At 64.4% G+C, this 20,550-nt stretch carries 18 protein-coding genes; 17 read left to right on the top strand and 1 reads right to left on the bottom strand.

Annotated elements, in window-relative coordinates; all coding sequences use genetic code 11:
* Positions 1 to 54 precede the first annotated feature (54 nt).
* The 3 genes from K6G35_RS14755 (at position 55) to K6G35_RS14745 (ending at position 7,407) form a co-directional block, all read left to right on the top strand.
* Positions 55 to 798, top strand: a complete 744-nt coding sequence (locus K6G35_RS14755) for a transposase (protein WP_008643018.1) — start codon at positions 55 to 57, stop codon at positions 796 to 798.
* A gap of 366 nt (positions 799 to 1,164) precedes the next feature.
* Positions 1,165 to 5,832 carry a glutamate synthase-related protein gene (locus K6G35_RS14750; protein ID WP_224446166.1) on the top strand — a complete coding sequence of 1,556 codons (4,668 nt, stop codon included), beginning with the start codon at positions 1,165 to 1,167 and terminating at the stop codon, positions 5,830 to 5,832.
* Positions 5,833 to 5,943: 111 nt separating this feature from the next.
* Entirely contained in the window at positions 5,944 to 7,407 is a 1,464-nt protein-coding gene (locus tag K6G35_RS14745) for a glutamate synthase subunit beta (RefSeq protein ID WP_008643022.1), read from the top strand.
* Positions 7,408 to 7,508: 101 nt separating this feature from the next.
* On the opposite strand, the gene K6G35_RS14740 is transcribed toward K6G35_RS14745, so the two are convergent.
* A complete protein-coding gene (locus K6G35_RS14740) occupies positions 7,509 to 8,018 on the bottom strand; it encodes a GNAT family N-acetyltransferase (RefSeq protein WP_495675884.1) in 510 nt (169 codons plus the stop codon).
* Between the two features lie 172 nt (positions 8,019 to 8,190).
* On the opposite strand from K6G35_RS14740, the gene K6G35_RS14735 reads away from it, so the two are divergent.
* The 14 genes from K6G35_RS14735 (at position 8,191) to hisC (ending at position 20,545) form a co-directional block, all read left to right on the top strand.
* On the top strand, positions 8,191 to 9,309 hold the full coding sequence (locus K6G35_RS14735; protein WP_495675883.1) for a tripartite tricarboxylate transporter substrate binding protein: 1,119 nt from the start codon (positions 8,191 to 8,193) through the stop codon (positions 9,307 to 9,309).
* Positions 9,310 to 9,443: 134 nt separating this feature from the next.
* Entirely contained in the window at positions 9,444 to 10,295 is an 852-nt protein-coding gene (locus tag K6G35_RS14730; RefSeq protein WP_024570328.1) for an ABC transporter ATP-binding protein, read from the top strand.
* Positions 10,292 to 11,068 (top strand): lipid asymmetry maintenance ABC transporter permease subunit MlaE, encoded by a 777-nt coding sequence (gene mlaE / locus K6G35_RS14725; RefSeq protein WP_008643032.1) that lies wholly within the window; start codon positions 10,292 to 10,294, stop codon positions 11,066 to 11,068. The genes K6G35_RS14730 and mlaE overlap by 4 nt, the downstream gene beginning before the upstream one ends.
* Before the next feature lie 35 nt (positions 11,069 to 11,103).
* Complete coding sequence (gene mlaD, locus K6G35_RS14720; protein ID WP_008643034.1) at positions 11,104 to 11,643, top strand: outer membrane lipid asymmetry maintenance protein MlaD; 540 nt, start codon at positions 11,104 to 11,106, stop codon at positions 11,641 to 11,643.
* Complete coding sequence (locus tag K6G35_RS14715) at positions 11,640 to 12,440, top strand: MlaA family lipoprotein (protein WP_008643036.1); 801 nt, start codon at positions 11,640 to 11,642, stop codon at positions 12,438 to 12,440. The genes mlaD and K6G35_RS14715 overlap by 4 nt, the downstream gene beginning before the upstream one ends.
* Positions 12,441 to 12,626: 186 nt before the next feature.
* Positions 12,627 to 13,253, top strand: coding sequence for an MlaC/ttg2D family ABC transporter substrate-binding protein (locus K6G35_RS14710; protein WP_008643038.1), 627 nt, complete (start codon positions 12,627 to 12,629; stop codon positions 13,251 to 13,253).
* A gap of 120 nt (positions 13,254 to 13,373) precedes the next feature.
* Positions 13,374 to 13,670: an STAS domain-containing protein gene (locus K6G35_RS14705; protein ID WP_008643040.1), complete on the top strand. Its 297-nt coding sequence runs from the start codon at positions 13,374 to 13,376 to the stop codon at positions 13,668 to 13,670.
* A gap of 255 nt (positions 13,671 to 13,925) precedes the next feature.
* Positions 13,926 to 14,876 (top strand): ABC transporter ATP-binding protein, encoded by a 951-nt coding sequence (locus K6G35_RS14700; RefSeq protein WP_008643041.1) that lies wholly within the window; start codon positions 13,926 to 13,928, stop codon positions 14,874 to 14,876.
* Positions 14,873 to 15,694, top strand: coding sequence for an ABC transporter permease (locus tag K6G35_RS14695; RefSeq protein WP_008643042.1), 822 nt, complete (start codon positions 14,873 to 14,875; stop codon positions 15,692 to 15,694). Before K6G35_RS14700 ends, K6G35_RS14695 begins: the two co-directional genes overlap by 4 nt.
* 34 nt (positions 15,695 to 15,728) lie before the next feature.
* The gene (locus K6G35_RS14690) at positions 15,729 to 15,974 is read left to right on the top strand and encodes a BolA family protein (protein ID WP_008643043.1); all 246 of its coding nucleotides are present in this window, start codon (positions 15,729 to 15,731) and stop codon (positions 15,972 to 15,974) included.
* 68 nt (positions 15,975 to 16,042) lie between these two features.
* Positions 16,043 to 17,293 carry a UDP-N-acetylglucosamine 1-carboxyvinyltransferase gene (gene murA, locus K6G35_RS14685; protein WP_008643044.1) on the top strand — a complete coding sequence of 417 codons (1,251 nt, stop codon included), beginning with the start codon at positions 16,043 to 16,045 and terminating at the stop codon, positions 17,291 to 17,293.
* 68 nt (positions 17,294 to 17,361) lie between these two features.
* Positions 17,362 to 18,036 (top strand): ATP phosphoribosyltransferase, encoded by a 675-nt coding sequence (gene hisG / locus K6G35_RS14680; protein ID WP_008643045.1) that lies wholly within the window; start codon positions 17,362 to 17,364, stop codon positions 18,034 to 18,036.
* A 37-nt stretch (positions 18,037 to 18,073) separates the two neighbouring features.
* Entirely contained in the window at positions 18,074 to 19,408 is a 1,335-nt protein-coding gene (hisD, locus tag K6G35_RS14675; protein WP_008643046.1) for a histidinol dehydrogenase, read from the top strand.
* 36 nt (positions 19,409 to 19,444) lie between these two features.
* Positions 19,445 to 20,545 carry a histidinol-phosphate transaminase gene (hisC, locus tag K6G35_RS14670; RefSeq protein WP_008643047.1) on the top strand — a complete coding sequence of 367 codons (1,101 nt, stop codon included), beginning with the start codon at positions 19,445 to 19,447 and terminating at the stop codon, positions 20,543 to 20,545.
* Positions 20,546 to 20,550: the final 5 nt, after the last annotated feature.

The raw sequence follows: 20,550 nt of genomic DNA, 5'->3' as shown, positions 1-20,550 counted from the left end.
ATAAACGGGGACAGATCCGCGTATCATTGCGCCATCGTTTCAGCAGGATGTTCGATGGCTCGTCTTCCCCGCTTCTCTCCCGCCGGCCTGCCGGCCCTCGTGTTGCAACGCGGCAACAATCGTCAGCCTGTGTTTCTGGGTCCGGACGACTATCTGCATTACCTCGACTGCCTGCGCATGGCCGCGCGCGAGCATGACGTCGCAGTCCACGCCTACGTTCTGCGTCCGAACCATATTCACCTGGTTGCCACGCCCAAGGGCGCTGACTCGCTGAGCCTGACGATGCAGGCTGTCGGACGTCGCTACGCGCGCCATTTCAACCGTGCGGCCAGCCGTACCGGCACCCTTTGGGAAGGGCGCTTCCGCTCGGCCGTGATCGAGCCAGGCGCTTGGCTGCTGCCGGCCATGATCTACGTGGAGTCCAACGCCACGCGCGCGGGCGATGCAGCGACATTGGAGGCGGATCGCTGGAGTAGCTATCGCCATCACATCGGTATTGAGGCGAGCCCGCTTGTGAGTGATCACTCTATTTACTGGGAGCTTGGCAATACGCCATTCGAGCGGCAGTCCAATTACCGCGCGCTGGCGCTGGAAGGGTTGTCCGGCAAGACGCTGGCGACGTTGCAGAAACATGCGCACAGCGGCTGGCCGTTAGGCGACGATGCCTTCCTGGCGCAGCTCGAACGCCATGCCACGCGACGCATTCATCCGCTGCCGAAAGGACGTCCCCGAAAATCCACCGAATCCGAGAGCGAGCGCACAGGCGATACAGAGGATTTTGACAGTGCACCAACATGATGCATTTGTGCGCCATAAATAATGTGTCCCCAATTAAATTGTGCGCCGAGATGGTGAGAAATTTAATGTGTTCTGACCCCATTTAATTTTTTTGCAAGGGCTCGGACGATTCTTTTATAGTTGCTCCACCCACAGTCATTGTGCGGCGCGTCACGCTCGTGTACGCCGCTGCGGTCCCGCTGTCTGACATCGTTGCTCGAAGAAGCACGTACACAGCCATCCCGTTCGGTCTGCCTTGCTGGCTGCGCAGCCTTCACCGGAATTCAGCCCGTGGACCACTCGCAACAATCCTCCGAAATCGCCGCCCGCCCGCAGGCTCAGGGCCTGTATGACCCGTCCAACGAGCACGATGCCTGCGGCGTCGGCATGGTGGCTCACATCAAGGGCAAGAAATCCCACGAAATCATCTCGCAGGGTCTGAAGATCCTCGAGAACCTGGACCACCGCGGTGCCGTGGGCGCCGACGCGCTGATGGGCGATGGCGCCGGTATCCTGATCCAGATCCCGGATCAGTTCTACCGCGAGGAAATGGCCAAGCAGGGCGTGACCCTGCCGCCCGCCGGCGAATACGGCGTGGGCATGATCTTCCTGCCTAAGGAACACGCTTCGCGCCTGGCCTGCGAGCAGGAACTCGAACGCACCGTGCGCCTGGAAGGCCAGGTCGTGCTGGGTTGGCGTGATGTGCCGGTGGACGCGAACATGCCGATGTCCCCGACCGTGCGCAAGACCGAGCCGGTGATCCGCCAGATCTTCATCGGTCGTGGCCGCGACATCATGACCACGGACGCGCTGGAACGTAAGCTCTACGTCATCCGCAAGACCGCCAGCCACGCCATCCAGGCCCTCAAGCTCAAGCACGGCAAGGAATACTTCGTGCCGTCGATGTCGGCCCGTACCGTCGTGTACAAGGGTCTGCTGCTGGCCAACCAGGTGGGCGAGTACTACCTGGATCTGCTGGACGCCCGCGCCGTGTCGGCCCTGGCCCTGGTCCACCAGCGCTTCTCGACCAATACGTTCCCGGCCTGGGAACTGGCCCACCCGTACCGCATGGTCGCCCACAACGGCGAAATCAACACGGTGAAGGGCAACGTGAACTGGGTGAACGCCCGTACCGGCGCGATCTCGTCGCCGGTGCTCGGCGACGACCTGCCCAAGCTCTGGCCGCTGATCTACCCGGGTCAATCGGATACGGCATCGTTCGACAACTGCCTCGAACTGCTGACAATGGCCGGTTACCCGCTCGTCCACGCGATGATGATGATGATCCCGGAAGCTTGGGAACAGCACACGCTGATGGACGACAACCGTCGTGCCTTCTACGAGTACCACGCCGCGATGATGGAGCCGTGGGACGGCCCGGCGGCGATCTGCTTCACCGACGGTCGGCAGATCGGCGCGACGCTGGACCGTAACGGTCTGCGTCCGGCCCGCTTCTACGTGACCGAAGACGATTTCGTCGTGCTGGCGTCGGAAGCCGGCGTGCTGCCGTTCCCCGAGTCGCGCATCGTCCAGAAGTGGCGTCTGCAGCCGGGCAAGATGTTCCTGATCGACATGGAGCAGGGTCGCATCATCGACGACAAGGAACTCAAGGACAACCTGGCCAACGCCAAGCCGTACAAGAGCTGGATCGACGCCGTGCGCATCAAGCTCGACGAGCTCGAGGCCAAGGCCGAGGATGTAGCTGCCGAGAAGAAGCCGGTGGCGCGTCTGCTCGACCGCCAGCAGGCGTTCGGCTACACGCAGGAAGACGTCAAGTTCCTGATGGCCCCGATGGCCCTGGCCGGTGAGGAAGCCACGGGCTCGATGGGCAATGACTCGCCGCTGGCTGTGCTGTCGTCGAAGAACAAGACGCTCTACAACTACTTCAAGCAGCTGTTCGCCCAGGTGACCAACCCGCCGATCGACCCGATCCGCGAGAACATGGTGATGTCGCTGGTGTCGTTCATCGGTCCGAAGCCGAACCTGCTGGAACTGAACAACATCAACCCGCCGATGCGCCTCGAAGTGTCCCAGCCCGTGCTGGACTTCAAGGACATCGCCAAGATCCGCAACATCGAGCACTACACCGGTGGCAAGTTCCGTTCGTACGAACTGAACATCTGCTACCCGGTGGCGTGGGGCAAGGAAGGCATCGAGGCCCGCCTGGCGTCGCTGTGCGCGGAAGCCGTGGACGCGGTGCGTTCGGGCTACAACATCCTGATCGTGACGGACCGTCGCGTGGACGATGGGCAGGTGGCCATTCCCGCGCTGCTGGCCACGTCGGCCATCCACCATCACCTGGTCGAGAAGGGCCTGCGCACGTCGGCCGGCCTGGTCGTGGAAACGGGTTCGGCCCGCGAAGTGCACCACTTCGCGCTGCTGGCCGGCTATGGCGCCGAAGCCGTGCACCCGTACCTGGCGATGGAAACGCTGGCCGACATGGCCTCGGGCCTGTCGGGTGACCTGTCGCCGGAAAAGGCTGTCAAGAACTTCGTCAAGGCGATCGGCAAGGGCCTGCACAAGGTGATGTCGAAGATGGGCATCTCCACGTACATGTCGTACACGGGCGCCCAGATCTTCGAAGCCATCGGCCTGTCGCGCGAACTGGTGCAGAAGTACTTCCACGGTACGCCGTCGAACGTCGAAGGCATCGGCATCTTCGAGGTGGCTGAGGAAGCGCTGCGCCTGCATCGCGACGCGTTTGGCAGCAACCCCGTGCTGGAAAACATGCTCGAAGCCGGCGGCGAATACGCATTCCGTATCCGCGGTGAAGAACACATGTGGACTCCGGACTCGATCGCCAAGCTGCAGCACTCGGTGCGCGCCGACGATGGCAAGGGCCAGTACCAGACGTACAAGGAATACGCGAACATCATCAACGACCAGAGCCGCCGTCACATGACGCTGCGTGGCCTGTTCGAGTTCAAGGTCGATCCGGCCCGCGCCATTCCGCTGGAAGAAGTGGAATCGGCCAAGGACATCGTCAAGCGTTTCGCCAGCGGCGCCATGTCGCTGGGTTCGATCTCGACTGAAGCCCACACGACGCTGGCCGTGGCGATGAACCGCATCGGCGGCAAGTCGAACACCGGCGAAGGCGGCGAGGACGAGAAGCGCTATCGCAACGAACTGCGCGGCATCCCCATCAAGCAGGGCGACACGCTCAAGGGCCTGCTGGGCGATGGCGTGATCGAGCGCGACCTGGAACTGAAGGCGGGCGATTCGCTGCGCTCGAAGATCAAGCAGGTGGCCTCGGGCCGTTTCGGCGTGACCGCCGAATACCTGGCATCGGCCGACCAGATCCAGATCAAGATGGCCCAGGGCGCCAAGCCCGGCGAAGGCGGTCAGTTGCCCGGCCACAAGGTCTCGGACTACATCGGCAAGCTGCGTTACTCGGTGCCGGGCGTGGGTCTGATCTCGCCGCCGCCGCACCACGACATCTACTCGATCGAGGATCTGGCACAGCTGATCCACGACCTGAAGAATGTGAACCCGGTGTCGGACATCTCGGTCAAGCTCGTGTCCGAAGTGGGCGTGGGTACCGTGGCTGCTGGCGTGGCCAAGGCCAAGGCCGATCACGTGGTGATCGCCGGCCATGACGGCGGCACCGGCGCATCGCCGCTGTCGTCGATCAAGCACGCTGGCACGCCGTGGGAACTGGGTCTGGCCGAGACGCAGCAAACGCTGATGCTGAACGGCCTGCGCAACCGTATCCGCGTGCAAGCCGACGGTCAGATGAAGACCGGCCGCGACGTCGTGATCGGCGCGCTGCTGGGCGCTGACGAGTTCGGTTTTGCTACCGCGCCGCTGGTTGCCGAAGGCTGCATCATGATGCGCAAGTGCCACCTGAACACCTGCCCGGTGGGCGTGGCCACGCAAGATCCGGCGCTGCGCAAGAAATTCCAGGGCAAGCCCGAGCACGTTGTGAACTTCTTCTTCTTCGTTGCGGAAGAGGCACGCGAGATCATGGCGCAACTGGGTATCCGCACGTTCGACGAACTGATCGGCCGCGCCGACCTGCTCGACATGCGCGCTGGTATCGAACACTGGAAGGCACGTGGCCTGGACTTCGGCCGCATCTTCTACCAGCCGCCGTTCCCGGCCGACGTGCCGCGCTACCACACCGACGTGCAGGATCACGGCCTGTCGGCGGAAGCCGGCAAGGCGCTCGACCATGTGCTGATCGCCAAGGCGCGTCCGGCCATCGACAAGGGCGAACGCGTGTCGTTCATCCAGCCGGTGAAGAACGTGAACCGTACGGTTGGCGCGATGCTGTCCGGCGTGATCGCCAAGCAGCACGGCCACGAAGGCCTGGCCGACGACACGATCCACATCCAGTTCCAGGGTACCGCCGGCCAGTCGTTTGCCGCGTTCCTGGCACATGGCATCACGATGGATCTGGTGGGTGACGCCAACGACTACGTGGGCAAGGGCCTGTCGGGCGGCCGCGTGATCGTGCGCGCTCCGCACGAGTTCCGTGGCGATCCGACCCGCAACATCATCGTCGGCAACACCGTGCTGTACGGCGCCATCGCTGGCGAAGCCTTCTTCAATGGCGTGGGCGGCGAGCGCTTCGCGGTGCGTAACTCGGGTGCCACGGCTGTCGTGGAAGGCACGGGCGACCACGGTTGCGAGTACATGACCGGCGGTACCGTCGTGGTGCTGGGTGGCACGGGCCGTAACTTCGCGGCCGGCATGTCCGGTGGCGTGGCCTACGTCTACGACGAGGATGGCCTGTTCGACAAGCGCTGCAACACGTCGATGGTGGCGCTCGAGGCGGTGCTGGCTTCGGCCGACCAGGAGAAGGGCCAGCCCAAGGCGCAGTGGCACAAGTTCGGTGGCGAGCGCACGGCCGATGAAGTCATCCTGCGCAACCTGATCGAGCAGCACTTCCGCTACACCGGTTCGGAGCGCGCCAAGGCGCTGCTGGCGGACTGGACCACCGCACGCCGCAAGTTCGTCAAGGTCTTCCCGACCGAGTACAAGCGCGCGCTGGGCGAGATGTACGCGAAGGAACAGGCCGCGCGCGACAACGATCGCGAGGCAGTGGCCGCCTGATCGGTAGCCCCACGAGATGGCGCCGCGGCCAGGTTCGCGGCGCCGACAAGATACTGACCCCACGCGAGGCCGGCCCTGCCGCCTCGCGCCAAGCAAGACCAAGGATGCAACATGGGTAAGGCGACTGGCTTTCTCGAATTTGCGCGCCAGAACGAAGGCTACGAACCCGTAGTCAAGCGCGTGAAGCACTACAAGGAATTCGTGTTCGCGCTGTCGGACAGCGAGGCGAAGATTCAGGGTGCGCGCTGCATGGACTGCGGTATCCCGTTCTGCAACAACGGCTGCCCGGTCAACAACATCATTCCGGACTTCAACGACCTCGTGTATCGCCAGGACTGGAAGTCGGCGATCGAAGTCCTGCACCAGACCAACAACTTCCCCGAGTTCACGGGCCGCATCTGCCCGGCACCGTGCGAAGCTGCCTGCACGCTCGGCATCAACGAGCTGCCGGTTGGCATCAAGTCGATCGAGCACGCGATCATCGACAAGGCCTGGGAAGAGGGCTGGGTTCAGCCGCAGGTGCCTGCGCACAAGACCGGCAAGACCGTCGCTGTCGTGGGTTCGGGCCCTGCCGGCATGGCGGCCGCCCAGCAACTGGCGCGCGCCGGCCACGCTGTGACCGTGTTCGAGAAGAATGACCGCATCGGCGGCCTGCTCCGCTACGGCATTCCCGACTTCAAGATGGAGAAGAGCCTGATCGACCGCCGCATCGAGCAGATGCAGGCCGAAGGCGTGACCTTCCGCGCTGGCGTGATGGTGACCGACGGCGCGCTGCCGGCTGGCATCAAGAACTACGCTCGCGAGACGATCTCGGCTCAGGCGCTGATGGAGCAGTTCGACGCCGTGGTACTGGCCGGTGGCGCCGAAGTGCCGCGCGACCTGCCCGTGCCGGGCCGCGATCTGGCCGGCGTGCACTACGCGCTGGAGTTCCTGATCCCGCAGAACAAGGAAGTGGCGGGCGATGGCGTCAACGAGATTCGTGCCGAAGGCAAGCACGTTATCGTGATCGGTGGTGGCGATACGGGTTCGGACTGCGTGGGCACGTCGAACCGCCACGGCGCCACCTCGGTGACGCAATTCGAACTGCTGCCGCAGCCGCCGGAAGAAGAGAACAAGCCGCTGGTGTGGCCGTACTGGCCGATCAAGATGCGCACGTCGTCGTCGCACGACGAAGGCTGCTCGCGTGACTGGTCGGTGGCCACCAAGGAACTGGTCGGCGAGAACGGCAAGGTCAAGGCACTGAAGGCCTGCCGCGTCGAATGGAAGGACGGCAGGATGCAGGAAGTGCCGGGCAGCGAGTTCGTGCTGCAGGCCGACCTGGTGCTGCTGGCCATGGGCTTCACGAACCCGGTTGGCTCGATGCTCGAAGCGTTCGGTGTCGACACGGATGCGCGCAAGAACGCCAAGGCATCGACCGAAGGCGATCGCGCTTACTACACCAACGTGCCGAAGGTGTTCGCCGCTGGTGACGTGCGCCGTGGTCAGTCGCTCGTGGTGTGGGCCATCCGCGAAGGCCGCCAGGCTGCCCGTTCGGTGGACGCGTTCCTGATGGGCCATTCGACCCTGCCGCGCTGATCCGTAGCGTCGGGTTCAAAAGCAAAAGCAAAACCCCCCGCAAGTGCGAACTTGCGGGGGGTTTTGTTTGTGGCTGGGTCGAGAGTAGTGGGGTGGTCGTTCTAAAGCCGACACCCCATCAACACGGCGTCATCCCCGTAGTCAGCCAGCTTCTCCGCATACTCGTCAGCGGCGATCGCCGCGTACCCAAGCCTGCGCCACCACACAGCCGCCGATTGCACGGCGATCAGGCGCGACGACCGCAAGCCATCCGCCAGCGCGGCATCGCGGGCCGCCGCGTAAAGCCGTTGCGCCAGGCCCATTCCCCGGCCGACCGGCGCCACCGCCATGTCATGCACGAACCAGGTGAGCGCGGCCCCCGGCATCCAGTCACGCGCCAGCACGCCATCGAGGGGCGGCAACGCGTCTTTGGGCCAGGGGTGTGTGAACAGGTACGCCGCCAGCGCGCCATCTGGCAGGGCGGCTGCCCAGCAGGTGTCGGGGGATAGCGCCAGCCGGCTGGCGAGGGCATTGGAGGATTCGAGCAACATGTCGCCGTAGCACTGCGCCTGGACGGCGAGCACGGCGGGCATGTCGGCGACCGCTAATGGCCGCAGGACGATTTCAGACATCCAGCGATTATAAATGGGCTCACATTGGGGTCCTCCCGGACAGCGTTTACGTGGTCTGTGCTGGCCGGGAGCATGTCTCTACAATGGCCCGAAACGATAACGAAGAAACTGCCTCGAATCCCTTTCAGCCGATTTGGAGCCGTCGCCCTGTGTGGCGGACCGGAGGAAATTGATGTCCGAAGTGCGCAAATCGAAGCGACTTTGGCGAGGTATAGCGAAGTTGCCAAAACTTGCTGCCATCCTGGCAGTTCTGCGGTGCGGGCCGCGGAGCGCCATATCGTGGGGCCTGGTTGCCTGTGCCGCGAGCACGGCGACGGCGCTCGCGCAACCGCCCGTCATCGCGCAGCTGGCAAGCATTCCCAGCGCCGGTCGTTCGGAGATGAGTCGTCCGGTGTCATTTCCGGCTCGTCCTATCAGGATGATCGTTCCGTTTCCTGCGGGCGGTGTGTCCGACGCCGTCGCGCGGCTGCTGGCCGAGCGGCTGTCGGCTCGGCTCGGCGTGCCGATCGAGGTCGACAATCGTCCCGGAGCCTCGGGCACCATGGCTGGCGACGTGGTGGCGAAGGCAAGCTCCGATGGTCACACGTTGCTGTTCCATCAGGCCAACATGCTGATCCAGCCTGGTCTGGAGCCTGTGCCATACGATGTCATTCGAGACTTCGTGCCGGTGGGCCGTGTGGCGACAATGCCGCTGTTCCTGGTCATCGACGGTCGCCTGCCCATGCAGACGCCCCAGCAGTGGGCCACCGCGGTACGCTCGAATCCGGGCTCCTACAGCTATGGCTACGGCCAGCCCGGCAGTCCATCTCACCTGTATGCCGAGTACGCCGTGCGGGGGCTCCCGAATGCGGTCCCGCTGGTGACGGCCAAGGGCGAGAGTGCAGTCGTGCAGGAAATGCTGGCCGGTCGCATCAGTGCCTGCTTTTGCTCGTACGTATCGATCCAGCAACACATCCGCTCGGGTGCGCTGCGCATGATCGCCGTGACCGGTGTGGCGCGTTCGCCTCTTGCGCCGCAGGTGCCAACGCTGCAGGAGTCTGGCATCGAAGGCTATGCCGCCGCCGCGTGGTATGGCGTGATGGTGCCGGCGAAGACGCCGCGGGCGATTGTGGCCAGGCTGGCGAACGAACTCGACAACGTCACCGAAGAGCGCGAAGTGCGTGCCCGGATGCTTGCCGCGGGCCTCACGCCGATGCAGGACTCACCTGAGGCATTCGCCACGGCCATCCGCTCCGAATCGACCCAGTGGCAGGCCATTCTGCGCCAGACAGGGCAACACGGCGATCCCTGAAATGTCTTCTGCCCAGCGAAGATACTTCTCTTAACGATTGTTATCGTTTCCGGAACAGTGCGGTCACCATTTGGAACCGGCGCTGGGTAGGTACTAGCCCTTATAATGGCGGACTGTCCAAAAACGGTGACAATGTGACCGCTACTGTGCCGAACCCTTCTGGCCAAGTATTTGCTGGCCCGAATGTTGTCGAACTCGCGGATGTCGATTTTGCATACGCGGCTGGCGACAAGCCCATCCTTTCCGGCCTTTCCATGCGCTTTCCGCGCGGGAAGGTGGTGGCCGTCATGGGTGGCTCCGGCTGTGGCAAGACCACGGTCATGCGCCTCATCGGCGGCATGGTGCGCCCGCAGCGCGGCAGCGTCACTTTCAACGGTGCCGACATCGACGCCATGGACCAGAAGGGCCTGTATGCGGTCCGGCGACAGATGGGAATGTTGTTCCAGTTTGGCGCGCTGTTCACTGACTTGTCGGTATTCGACAACGTTGCATTTCCGCTGCGCGAACACACCGATCTGCCGGAGTCGATGATCCGGGATCTGGTGCTGATGAAGCTCAACGCAGTGGGGCTGCGCGGCGCACGCGACCTCATGCCCGCGCAGATTTCGGGCGGCATGGCGCGACGCGTGGCGCTAGCCCGCGCCATAGCGCTGGACCCCGCGCTACTGATGTACGACGAGCCGTTCGCCGGCCTCGACCCGATCTCGCTCGGCCTGACCGCAAGCCTGATCCGGAATCTCAACGACGCGCTCGGCGCGACCACGATCATCGTCTCGCATGACGTGAACGAGACATTCCTGATCGCCGATTACGTTTATTTCATCGCCAACGGCCGTATCGCGGCGGAAGGCACGCCCGAGGCGATGCGCGGCTCGGATGATCCATTCGTGCGCCAGTTCGTTCACGCCGAGGTGGACGGTCCAGTGCCGTTCCACTATGCCGGTCCGGCACTGGCCGATGATTTCGGCGTAGGAGGCGCGAAGTGAACGGCTTCTTTACCTCGATTGGCTCGACGGTACGCCAGTTCGTCGGCGGCCTGGGTCATGCCTCGCGCATGTTCCTGACGATGCTGGCGCTTTCGCCCGCGCTGTTGCGCCGCTTCCGGCTGGTGACCGACCAGGTGTTCTTCGTCGGCAACCTTTCGCTCGTGATCATCGCGGTGTCGGGCTTGTTCGTCGGGTTTGTGCTGGGTCTGCAGGGCTACTACACGCTGAACCGCTTCGGTTCGGAGCAGGCGCTGGGCCTTCTGGTAGCCCTGTCGCTGGTGCGCGAGCTGGGCCCGGTGGTGGCGGCGCTGCTGTTCGCTGGCCGCGCTGGCACGTCGCTGACGGCCGAAATCGGCCTGATGAAGGCCGGCGAGCAACTCAGCGCCATGGAGATGATGGCCGTGAACCCGCTGCAGCGCGTGATCGCCCCGCGTTTCTGGGCCGGCGTGATCGCCATGCCAGTGCTGGCCACGATCTTCAGCGCCCTGGGTGTCCTGGGTGGCTACCTGGTCGGCGTGCAACTGATTGGTGTGGACGCCGGCGCATTCTGGTCGCAGATGCAGAACGGCGTCGATGTGCGCGCGGACGTGCTCAACGGCGTGATCAAGAGCTTTATTTTCGGTATCACCGTGACGTTCATCGCGCTGTATCAAGGTTTCGAAGCCAAGCCGACCCCGGAGGGCGTATCGCGCGCCACCACGCGTACCGTAGTACTGGCCTCGCTGGCCGTGCTGGGACTGGATTTCCTGCTGACCGCGCTGATGTTCAGCTAGGCCAGCCGCACCGATCGCATGAGAAAGAGAATCGCATGAAGAAGACTACGCTCGATTACTGGGTAGGGGTGTTCGTGGTACTGGGCTTTGCCGCGCTGCTGTTCCTGGCGCTCAAGGCCGGCAACATGAGCAGCTTCTCGTTCCAGGAGACCTACACGGTTACCGCGCAGTTCGACAACATCGGCGGACTGAAGCCGCGCGCGCCGATCAAGAGCGCGGGGGTGGTGGTTGGCCGCGTCGCATCCATCCGCCTCGACGACAAGAACTACATGGCCACGGTGGAGCTGAACCTCGACAAGCGCTACCAGTTTCCGAAGGACACGTCGGCCAAGATCCTGACGTCGGGCCTGCTTGGCGAGCAGTACATCGGCCTCGAGGCCGGTGGCGACACGGCGATGCTGGCGCAGGGTGGCAAGATCACGATGACCCAGTCGGCGGTGGTGCTTGAAAACCTGATCGGCCAGTTCCTCTACAACAAGGCGGCCGATGCCGGCGCCGGTGGCGGATCGACGTCGTCAGGCTCGGGCGCCGCGGCGCTGCCTGCAGCGCCCGGTACTGGCGGGAGCGGCAAATGATGGTCTTGCAGCGCCTGGCCGTTGCATCGCTGGCGGCGCTTGCCCTGGCGGGTTGCGCAACGGGCCCGAACGCGAATCCCGCGGATCCGCTCGAGCCGTTCAACCGCGGCGTCAGCACGTTCAACGACAAGCTCGACACCTATGCGCTGAAACCGGTGGCCACGGTTTATTCGGACTACACACCGACGCCGGTGCAGATTGCGGTCGGCAATTTCTTCTCGAACGTCAGTGACGTCTACTCCGCGGCGAACAATCTGCTGCAGGGCAAGCCGTCGCGCGCGGCAGAGGACACGATGCGCGTGGCGATCAACAGTGTGCTCGGCATCGGGGGCCTGATCGATATCGCCACGCCGGCCGGCCTGCCGAAGTACAAGGAAGACTTCGGCCAGACCATGGGCGTGTGGGGTGTGCCTGCGGGGCCGTACCTGGTGCTGCCGCTTTTCGGGCCGAGCAGCGTGCGGGATACCGCAGGCATGATCGTGGACCGCTTCTCGGACCCGACCACCTATATCTCGCCCTGGTACGCCGGCCTGGGCCTGCAAACCGTCCGCGTGATCGACACGCGCGCGCAATTGCTTGGCGCGTCGAGCCTGATCGAGGCGGCGGCGCTGGACCGTTATTCGTTCCTGCGCGATTCATACCTGCAGCGGCGCAACTACCTGATTCACGACGGTGAGGTGCCGGACAAGGATGGGGGCGCGCCGGACGAAAAGCAGGACGACAACAGCGCGCCCGCGCAGCCATCCGCACCGGCGCCTGCCACGCCCACAACCCCAGCAAGTCCGAAGGCGGGTTGATTGCCCCGCCAGGCCAGTGCTGACAACGACCTGTGTCGCCTGTGAGCACGCTGTGAGCCCTGCAACAAAGTGTTTGAATGTGGTGTTTGGAACATTTCGCGCCCCGCGCTTGCCCAACGCCTGTGTTTCAATGGTTCCGGTACCCGGCAGCGTCCAGGCCGGACCAGAATCGAAAGGATATTCACGATGATCAAGCGACTGCTGCTTCCCTTCCTCACCGTTTTCGCCTTCGCCGGTGCCGCGCACGCCCAGCAGGCGGCGGACACGTCTACCCCTGACGGCCTGGTCAAGTCCGTGGTCAACGACGTGATGACCAGCGTGCGCGCGGACAAGGACATGCAGGCCGGCAACATTGGCAAGATCTCGGCGCTGGTGGAGCAGAAGATCCTGCCGAACGCCAATTTCACCAAGACCACGCAGATCGCGATGGGCCGTAACTGGTCGAAGGCGTCGCCCGAGCAGCAGAAGGTCATCACCGACGAGTTCAAGACGCTGCTGATCCGCACGTACGCGGGCGCCATCGCGCAGATTCGCGACCAGCAGGTCCAGTTCCGTCCGTACCGCGGCGCGCCTGAGGACACCGATGCCACGATCCGCACCCAGGTGATCAACAAGGGCGAGCCGATCCAGCTCGACTACCGTCTCGAGAAGACCGCGCAAGGCTGGAAGGTCTACGACATCAACGTGCTGGGCGCCTGGCTGACCGAGGCCTACAAGGGCAGCTTCAACACGATCGCCAACCAGCAGGGCGTCGACGGCATCATCAAGACGCTGCAGGACCGCAACCGCCAGTTGGCCAGCGCCAAGGGCTGATCCGGATTTCGTTGCGGCGCACCACGTCGCAACGATCTGGTCTACAATGACCGTTCGCTCCCGCCTGCAACCACTGAGCGGGAGCGTTTCATTTCCATCTCCCTGATTCCACGACCTTTCATGCCTGCCCTTGGCAATTCGCTGACCAACCGCAACGCCGCCACTGTGCTGCGTGACGGGCTGTCGCGCGTGACGCAGGGCGAAGTGACGGTCGACTGCAGCGCGCTGCAGCAGGTCGATTCGGCTGCCGTTGCCGTGCTGCTGGCCTGGCAACGTGTCGCGTCGCGGCGCGGGCAGACCCTGGCATTGAGCGGCGTGCCCGCCCAGTTGCGGTCGCTGGCCAGTCTCTATGGCGTCGATGGCCTGCTGGGTCTCGCCTCGGCCGCCGATCACGCGGACCATCACCACCGACATTGAACCGGCATCCGTTGCCGCGCGCCAGCAGCTTTCGCGCGTAGCCATGCGATGCCACGGCGTCCGGCCGAGGGTCGGCGTCGCGTCGAGCAAAGCGGGGTTTCCCCTGCATCCCCTATAATTCCGGGTTGTTCGTCCCCAAGTCGTCCCCAAGTGTCCTGACACGATTCCCCCAGGTGCTGCGCGGCTAACCTCAAGGGCGTTCCCCAACTCAAGATAGGCCGGCCGCAAAGCGGCCCAGTCACAAGACATTCGGCCATGAAAGCCATCGAAATTACCGATGTCCGCAAGCGCTACCGCAATCTGCAGGCGCTCAAGGGGGTCAGTTTCAGCGTCGAGCGCGGCGAGTTTTTCGGCCTGCTCGGGCCCAACGGCGCGGGCAAGACCACGCTGATCTCGATCCTCGCGGGCCTGAACCGCGCCAATTCGGGACGCGTCAGCGTGCTTGGCCACGACGTCGTGGACGACTACCGCATGGCGCGCCGCATGCTGGGCGTGGTGCCGCAGGAACTGGTCTTCGACCCGTTCTTCACGGTGCGCGAGACCCTGCGCCTGCAATCGGGCTACTTCGGGCTGACGCGCAACGACGACTGGATCGACGAGATCATGGCCAACCTCGATCTCACGAACAAGGCGGACAGCAACATGCGCCAGCTCTCGGGCGGCATGAAGCGCCGCGTGCTGGTGGCGCAGGCGCTGGTGCACCGGCCGCCCGTGATCGTGCTGGACGAGCCGACCGCCGGCGTGGACGTGGAACTGCGCCAGACGCTCTGGAAATTCATCTCGCGCCTGAACCGCGAGGGCCACACGATCATCCTGACCACCCACTACCTGGAAGAAGCCGAGGCGCTGTGCGATCGCATCGCCATGCTCAAGTTCGGGGAAGTGGTGGCGCTGGACCGCACCAGCAACCTGCTGACCCAGTTTGCCGGGCTGCAACTGGTGCTCACGCTGTCACGGGGCACGCTGCCGCCGGCGCTGGAAGCGCTGCGCACGCCGTCCAACCCGGGGGAGCGCGCGCATCGCCTGCGCCTGTCCGGATACGAAGCCGTGGAGCCGATTCTGGCTGCGCTGCGGGAAGCCGGTTGCGAGATCGAAGACATGGAAATCAGCAAGGCCGACCTCGAGGACGTGTTCGTCCAGATCATGCGCCGCGAAGGCCAGATGCCGGGCGCCCTGCCCAATACCGCGATGGAGGCTGCGGCATGAAGAACCCGGCTGAAATCGACGTTGCCGAGCAGCAGCGCCTGGAGTCGATGGCCGTGGGTGGCCTGATCGGCTTCCGCACGTTGCTCTACAAGGAGGTGCTGCGCTTCTGGAAGGTGTCCTTCCAGACCGTGGCCGCGCCGGTCCTGACCGCCGTGCTGTACCTGTTGATCTTCGGTCACGTGCTGGAAGACCGCGTGCGCGTCTACGACCAGATCAGCTATACCGCGTTCCTGGTGCCGGGCCTGGTAATGATGAGCGTGCTGCAGAATGCGTTCGCGAATAGCTCGTCGTCGCTGATCCAGTCAAAGATCACGGGCAACCTGGTGTTCATCCTGCTGCCGCCGCTGTCGCACTGGGAAATGTTTGGCGCCTACGTGGTAGCGTCGATCATCCGTGGTCTCTGCGTCGGCCTGGGCGTGCTGCTGGTGACCGCCTGGTTCGCCAACCTGCATTTCGCCCATATCGGCTGGATCCTGGTGTTCGGCCTGATGGGCGCGGGCATTCTCGGCACGCTGGGCCTGATCGCCGGCATCTGGGCCGAAAAATTCGACCAGCTGGCCGCGTTCCAGAACTTCCTGATCATGCCGGCGACGTTCCTGTCCGGCGTCTTCTATTCCATACATTCGCTGCCGGCGTTCTGGCAGGCTGTGTCCCACGCGAACCCGTTCTTCTACATGATCGACGGCTTCCGCTATGGCTTCTTCGGCGTGTCGGACGTGCCGCCGCTGCAGAGCCTGGCCGTCGTGGTCGTGGCCTTCGTGGTGCTGGCGGCGCTGGCGCTGCGGCTGCTGCGCAACGGATACAAGCTACGGTACTGATGTGCCGCCCTAACGGATTCAACCAGAGATAGACATGCTGCCAACACCGGAACAAGTCAGGGATTACATTGCCCAAGGATTGCCCTGCGAACATCTGGAAGTGGACGGCGACGGCCAGCACTTCTTCGCGACGATCGTGAGCGCGGAGTTCGATGGCAAACGCCTGATCCAGCGGCACCAGCGTGTGTACGCGGCGCTGGGAGAGCGGATGCGCGCGGAGATCCACGCGCTGTCGATGAAGACGCTGACCCCCGCCGAATGGCAGGCCGGCAGCAAGTAAGCGGCGTTCCGCACCACAGAACAACTTTGCCGGCTGGGCGTGTGCCCGGCTGGGACTACTGACAGAACATGGACAAATTCCAGATCCAGGGCAATGGGCCGCTCAAGGGCGAAATCCGCATCTCGGGCGCCAAGAACGCTGCGCTGCCGATCCTGTGCGCCGGCCTGCTGACCGCCGATACGGTGACCATCGGCAACGTTCCCGACCTGCAGGACACGCGCACCATGCTCAAGCTGCTGCGCCAAATGGGCATGAAGGCCGAAATGGTCGACGGCGTCGCCACGTTGCAGGGTGCCGACATCAACTCGCCCGAAGCGTCGTACGACCTCGTGAAGACGATGCGCGCGTCGATTCTCGTGCTCGGGCCGCTGGTGGCGCGCTTTGGCGAGGCACGTGTATCGCTGCCCGGTGGTTGCGGCATTGGCGCGCGTCCGGTGGACCAGCACATCAAGGGCCTGCAAGCGATGGGCGCCGAGATCACCATCGAGCACGGTTTCATCCATGCCCGCGCCAATCGTCTGAAGGGCGCTCGCGTGGTCACGGACATGATCACCGTGACCGGCACCGAGAACCTGCTGATGGCGGCCACGCTGGCCGAAGGCGAGACCGTGCTTGAAAACGCCGCGCGCGAGCCCGAGGTCACCGATCTGGCCGAACTGCTGGTGAAGATGGGCGCCAAGATCGAGGGCATCGGTACCGACCGCCTGGTGGTGCAGGGCGTGGATCGCCTGCACGGCGCCGAGCACAAGGTAGTGGCCGACCGCATCGAGGCGGGCACGTTCCTGTGCGCCGCAGCGGCCACGCTTGGCGACATCGTGCTGCGCGGCATCCCGCCGATGATTCTCGACGCCGTGCTGATCAAGCTGCGCGAAGCCGGCGCTACCGTGGAAACCGGTGATGACTGGATTCGTCTGGCCATGTCTCAGCGCGCGCAGGCCGTGAGCTTCCGCACCTCCGAATACCCGGCGTTCCCGACCGACATGCAGGCGCAATTCATGGCGCTCAATGCCGTGGCCGAGGGTACCGCGCGTATCACGGAGACGATCTTCGAGAACCGCTTCATGCACGTGCAGGAACTGAACCGCCTGGGCGCCAACATCACCGCCGAAGGCAATACGGCCGTGGTGACCGGTGTGCCGCGACTGTCCGGCGCCAGCGTGATGGCCACCGACCTGCGCGCGTCGGCCAGTCTCGTGATCGCGGGTCTGGTGGCGGATGGCGAGACGGTGATCGACCGCATCTACCACCTGGATCGTGGCTACGACCGCATGGAAAACAAGCTGTCCGCGGTCGGCGCGAAGATCCTCCGCATCAGTTGAGGCACGACGCCCACCACGAACGATGCCGAAACGGCAAGCCGCCCCCGAACACTGCTGAAGAATCTACGATGAGCCCCGCTTTCAATGCTTCGCCCGACCAGCTTACGCTGGCACTGTCAAAGGGCCGCATCTTCAAGGAAACGCTGCCACTGCTGGCTGCCGCCGGCATTCAGGTGACAGAGGATCCCGAGACTTCGCGCAAGCTGATCCTGCCCACGTCCGATCCGGCTGTGCGCGTGATCATCGTGCGTGCTTCGGACGTGCCGACCTACGTGCAGTACGGCGCGGCCGATTTCGGCGTGGCCGGCAAGGACGTGCTGATGGAACATGGCATGGCCGGCCTCTACGCGCCGATCGACCTGAACATCGCGCGCTGCCGCATGTCTGTGGCAGTGCCGGCCGGCTTCGACTACGTCAATGCGGTGCGCCAGGGTGCGCGCCTGGCCGTGGCCACCAAGTACGTGCAGACCGCGCGCGAGCACTTCGCGAAGAAGGGCGTGCACGTCGATCTGATCAAGCTCTACGGTTCGATGGAACTGGGGCCGCTGGTGGGGCTGTCCGACGCGATCGTCGATCTGGTCAGTACCGGCAGCACCTTGCGCGCCAATAACCTCGTCGAGGTGGAGGAGATCGTCCAGATCTCGTCGCGTCTGGTGGTCAACCAGGCAGCGCTCAAGCTCAAGCGCGAACGGCTGGCGCCGATTCTCGATGCATTTGAACGGGCCTCGGCCGCGCTCGCCTGAGGCGGGCAGTGACCGGAGACCCGCGAGGAAAGAAGTCATGAACGATACCGAAATGGAAAACCTGTCGATCCGCCGGCTTGATTCGCGCGAGCCCGGTTTCGCCGGCGCGCTGCGTCAGGTGCTGGCGTTCGAAGCATCCGAAGACGAGGCGATCGACCGCGCTGCTGCCGATATCCTGGCCGATGTGCGCCGCCGTGGCGACGAGGCCGTGCTCGAGTACACGCGCCGCTTCGATCGCATGGAAGCCGCGTCGATGTCGGCGCTGGCATTGTCGCAATCTGAACTCGAAGCCGCGCTGGAGGACCTCGAGCCGAAGCGCCGCGCCGCGCTGGAAGCTGCCGCTGCCCGCGTGCGTGCGTACCACGAGAAGCAGAAAATCGAATGCGGCAGCCATAGCTGGGAATACACCGAGGCCGATGGCACGATGCTGGGCCAGAAGGTGACCCCGCTCGACCGCGTGGGCCTCTACGTGCCGGGTGGCAAGGCTGCCTACCCGTCGTCGGTGCTGATGAATGCGATTCCGGCGCGCGTGGCTGGCGTCAAGGAAGTCATCATGGTCGTGCCGACGCCGGGCGGCGTGCGTAACGAACTGGTGCTGGCCGCCGCGCAGATCGCCGGTGTCGATCGCGTGTACACGATCGGTGGCGCGCAGGCCGTGGGCGCGCTCGCGTACGGCACTGCCACGCTGCCGCAGGTCGACAAGATCGTCGGCCCGGGCAATGCCTACGTGGCCGCCGCCAAGCGCCGCGTGTTCGGCACGGTCGGTATCGACATGATCGCCGGCCCGTCGGAAATCCTCGTGATCTGCGATGGCACCACCGACCCCGACTGGGTGGCGATGGACCTGTTCTCGCAGGCCGAGCACGACGAGCTCGCGCAATCGATCCTGCTGTGCCCGGATGCCGAGTACCTGAACCGCGTGCTGGAAAGTATCCAGCGCCAGTTGCCGACGATGCCCCGCCGCGAGGTCATCGCCGCGTCGCTGTCGGGCCGTGGCGCACTGGTCAAGGTGCGCGACATGGAGGAAGCCTGCGAGATTGCCAACGCGATCGCGCCGGAGCACCTCGAGATCTCCGCCGAGAATCCGCGTCAGTGGAGCGAGAAGATTCGCCATGCCGGCGCCATCTTCCTGGGCCGTTACACGAGCGAGTCGCTCGGCGACTACTGTGCCGGCCCGAACCACGTGCTCCCCACCTCGCGCACCGCCCGTTTCTCGTCGCCGCTGGGTGTCTATGACTTCCAGAAGCGTTCGAGCCTGATCGAGGTGAGCGAGAACGGTGCGCAGATGCTTGGCCAGATCGCTGCCGAGCTTGCCTATGGCGAAGGCCTGCAGGCCCACGCGCGCAGTGCCGAGTACCGCTTCAAACGTTAAGCCGGATTCATCAAAGCAGGACCAACGAGGACCATCATGTCAGCCGTAGACCCATCCCTGATCGAACGCATCATCCGTGACGACGTGCGCGCCATGGGCGCCTACCACGTGGCCGATTCGCACGGACTGGTGAAGCTCGACGCGATGGAGAATCCGTACCGGCTGCCGCCCGAGCTGCGCGCGCAACTGGCCGCGCGGCTCGGCGAGGTCGCGCTGAATCGCTATCCGGTGCCGAGCAGCGAGGCGCTGCGCGCCAGGCTCAAGACGGTGATGAACGTGCCGGCCGGCATGGATGTGCTGCTGGGCAATGGCTCCGACGAAATCATCAGCATGTTGTCGCTGGCCGCGGCCAGGCCGGGCGCCAAGGTGATGGCGCCGGTGCCGGGCTTCGTCATGTACGCGATGTCGGCGCAGTTCGCCGGGCTCGAATTCGTTGGCGTGCCGCTGCGCCCGGACTTCACGCTGGACCGCGCGGCAATGCTGGCGGCGATGGCCGAGCACAAGCCCGCCATCATCTATCTGGCCTACCCGAACAACCCGACGGGCAACCTGTTCGACGCCGACGATATGGCGGCGATCGTGCGCGCCGCCCAGGGCGAGGTATGCCAGAGCCTGGTCGTGGTCGACGAGGCGTACCAGCCGTTCGCGCAGGAAAGCTGGATGCCGCGCCTGACGGAATTCGGCAACCTGCTGGTCATGCGGACCGTGTCAAAGCTTGGTCTGGCCGGTATTCGCCTGGGCTATGTAGCCGGCGCACCCGAATGGCTGTCGCAGCTCGACAAGGTGCGCCCGCCGTACAACGTCAACGTGCTGACCGAAGCCACCGCGCTGTTCGCTCTCGAACACGTGGCCGTACTGGATGACCAGGCCGCCAGGTTGCGTGCCGAACGGTCGAAACTGGTCGAGGTCATGGCCGGCATGCCGGGCGTGACGGTGTTCCCGAGCGCGGCCAACTTCGTGCTTGTGCGCGTGCCGAATGCTGCACAGATCTTCGATCGCCTGCTCGCCCGGAAGGTATTGATCAAGAACGTGAGTAAAATGCACACGTTGCTGGCCAACTGTCTGCGCGTGACGGTCAGCACTCCGGAAGAAAACGCGCAGTTTCTTGAGGCATTCAAGGCCTCGTTGCAGGATTAACCCCA

The organism is Cupriavidus sp. HY129 (genome assembly GCF_059492215.1).
This window is presented reverse-complemented; position numbering and strand designations above follow the sequence as displayed.

Bases quoted from the DNA above. Each gene is read 5' to 3' on its own strand.
- K6G35_RS14740 (WP_495675884.1), bottom strand. From the start codon at position 8,018: ATGTCTGAAATCGTCCTGCGGCCATTAGCGGTCGCCGACATGCCCGCC.
- K6G35_RS14750 (WP_224446166.1), top strand. From the start codon at position 1,165: ATGGTGGCTCACATCAAGGGCAAGAAATCCCACGAAATCATCTCGCAG.
- hisC (WP_008643047.1), top strand. From the start codon at position 19,445: ATGTCAGCCGTAGACCCATCCCTGATCGAACGCATCATCCGTGACGAC.
- hisD (WP_008643046.1), top strand. From the start codon at position 18,074: ATGAACGATACCGAAATGGAAAACCTGTCGATCCGCCGGCTTGATTCG.
- K6G35_RS14690 (WP_008643043.1), top strand. From the start codon at position 15,729: ATGCTGCCAACACCGGAACAAGTCAGGGATTACATTGCCCAAGGATTG.
- K6G35_RS14710 (WP_008643038.1), top strand. From the start codon at position 12,627: ATGATCAAGCGACTGCTGCTTCCCTTCCTCACCGTTTTCGCCTTCGCC.
- K6G35_RS14695 (WP_008643042.1), top strand. From the start codon at position 14,873: ATGAAGAACCCGGCTGAAATCGACGTTGCCGAGCAGCAGCGCCTGGAG.
- K6G35_RS14755 (WP_008643018.1), top strand. From the start codon at position 55: ATGGCTCGTCTTCCCCGCTTCTCTCCCGCCGGCCTGCCGGCCCTCGTG.
- K6G35_RS14705 (WP_008643040.1), top strand. From the start codon at position 13,374: ATGCCTGCCCTTGGCAATTCGCTGACCAACCGCAACGCCGCCACTGTG.
- hisG (WP_008643045.1), top strand. From the start codon at position 17,362: ATGAGCCCCGCTTTCAATGCTTCGCCCGACCAGCTTACGCTGGCACTG.
- murA (WP_008643044.1), top strand. From the start codon at position 16,043: ATGGACAAATTCCAGATCCAGGGCAATGGGCCGCTCAAGGGCGAAATC.
- K6G35_RS14735 (WP_495675883.1), top strand. From the start codon at position 8,191: ATGTCCGAAGTGCGCAAATCGAAGCGACTTTGGCGAGGTATAGCGAAG.
- mlaD (WP_008643034.1), top strand. From the start codon at position 11,104: ATGAAGAAGACTACGCTCGATTACTGGGTAGGGGTGTTCGTGGTACTG.
- K6G35_RS14715 (WP_008643036.1), top strand. From the start codon at position 11,640: ATGATGGTCTTGCAGCGCCTGGCCGTTGCATCGCTGGCGGCGCTTGCC.
- K6G35_RS14745 (WP_008643022.1), top strand. From the start codon at position 5,944: ATGGGTAAGGCGACTGGCTTTCTCGAATTTGCGCGCCAGAACGAAGGC.
- K6G35_RS14700 (WP_008643041.1), top strand. From the start codon at position 13,926: ATGAAAGCCATCGAAATTACCGATGTCCGCAAGCGCTACCGCAATCTG.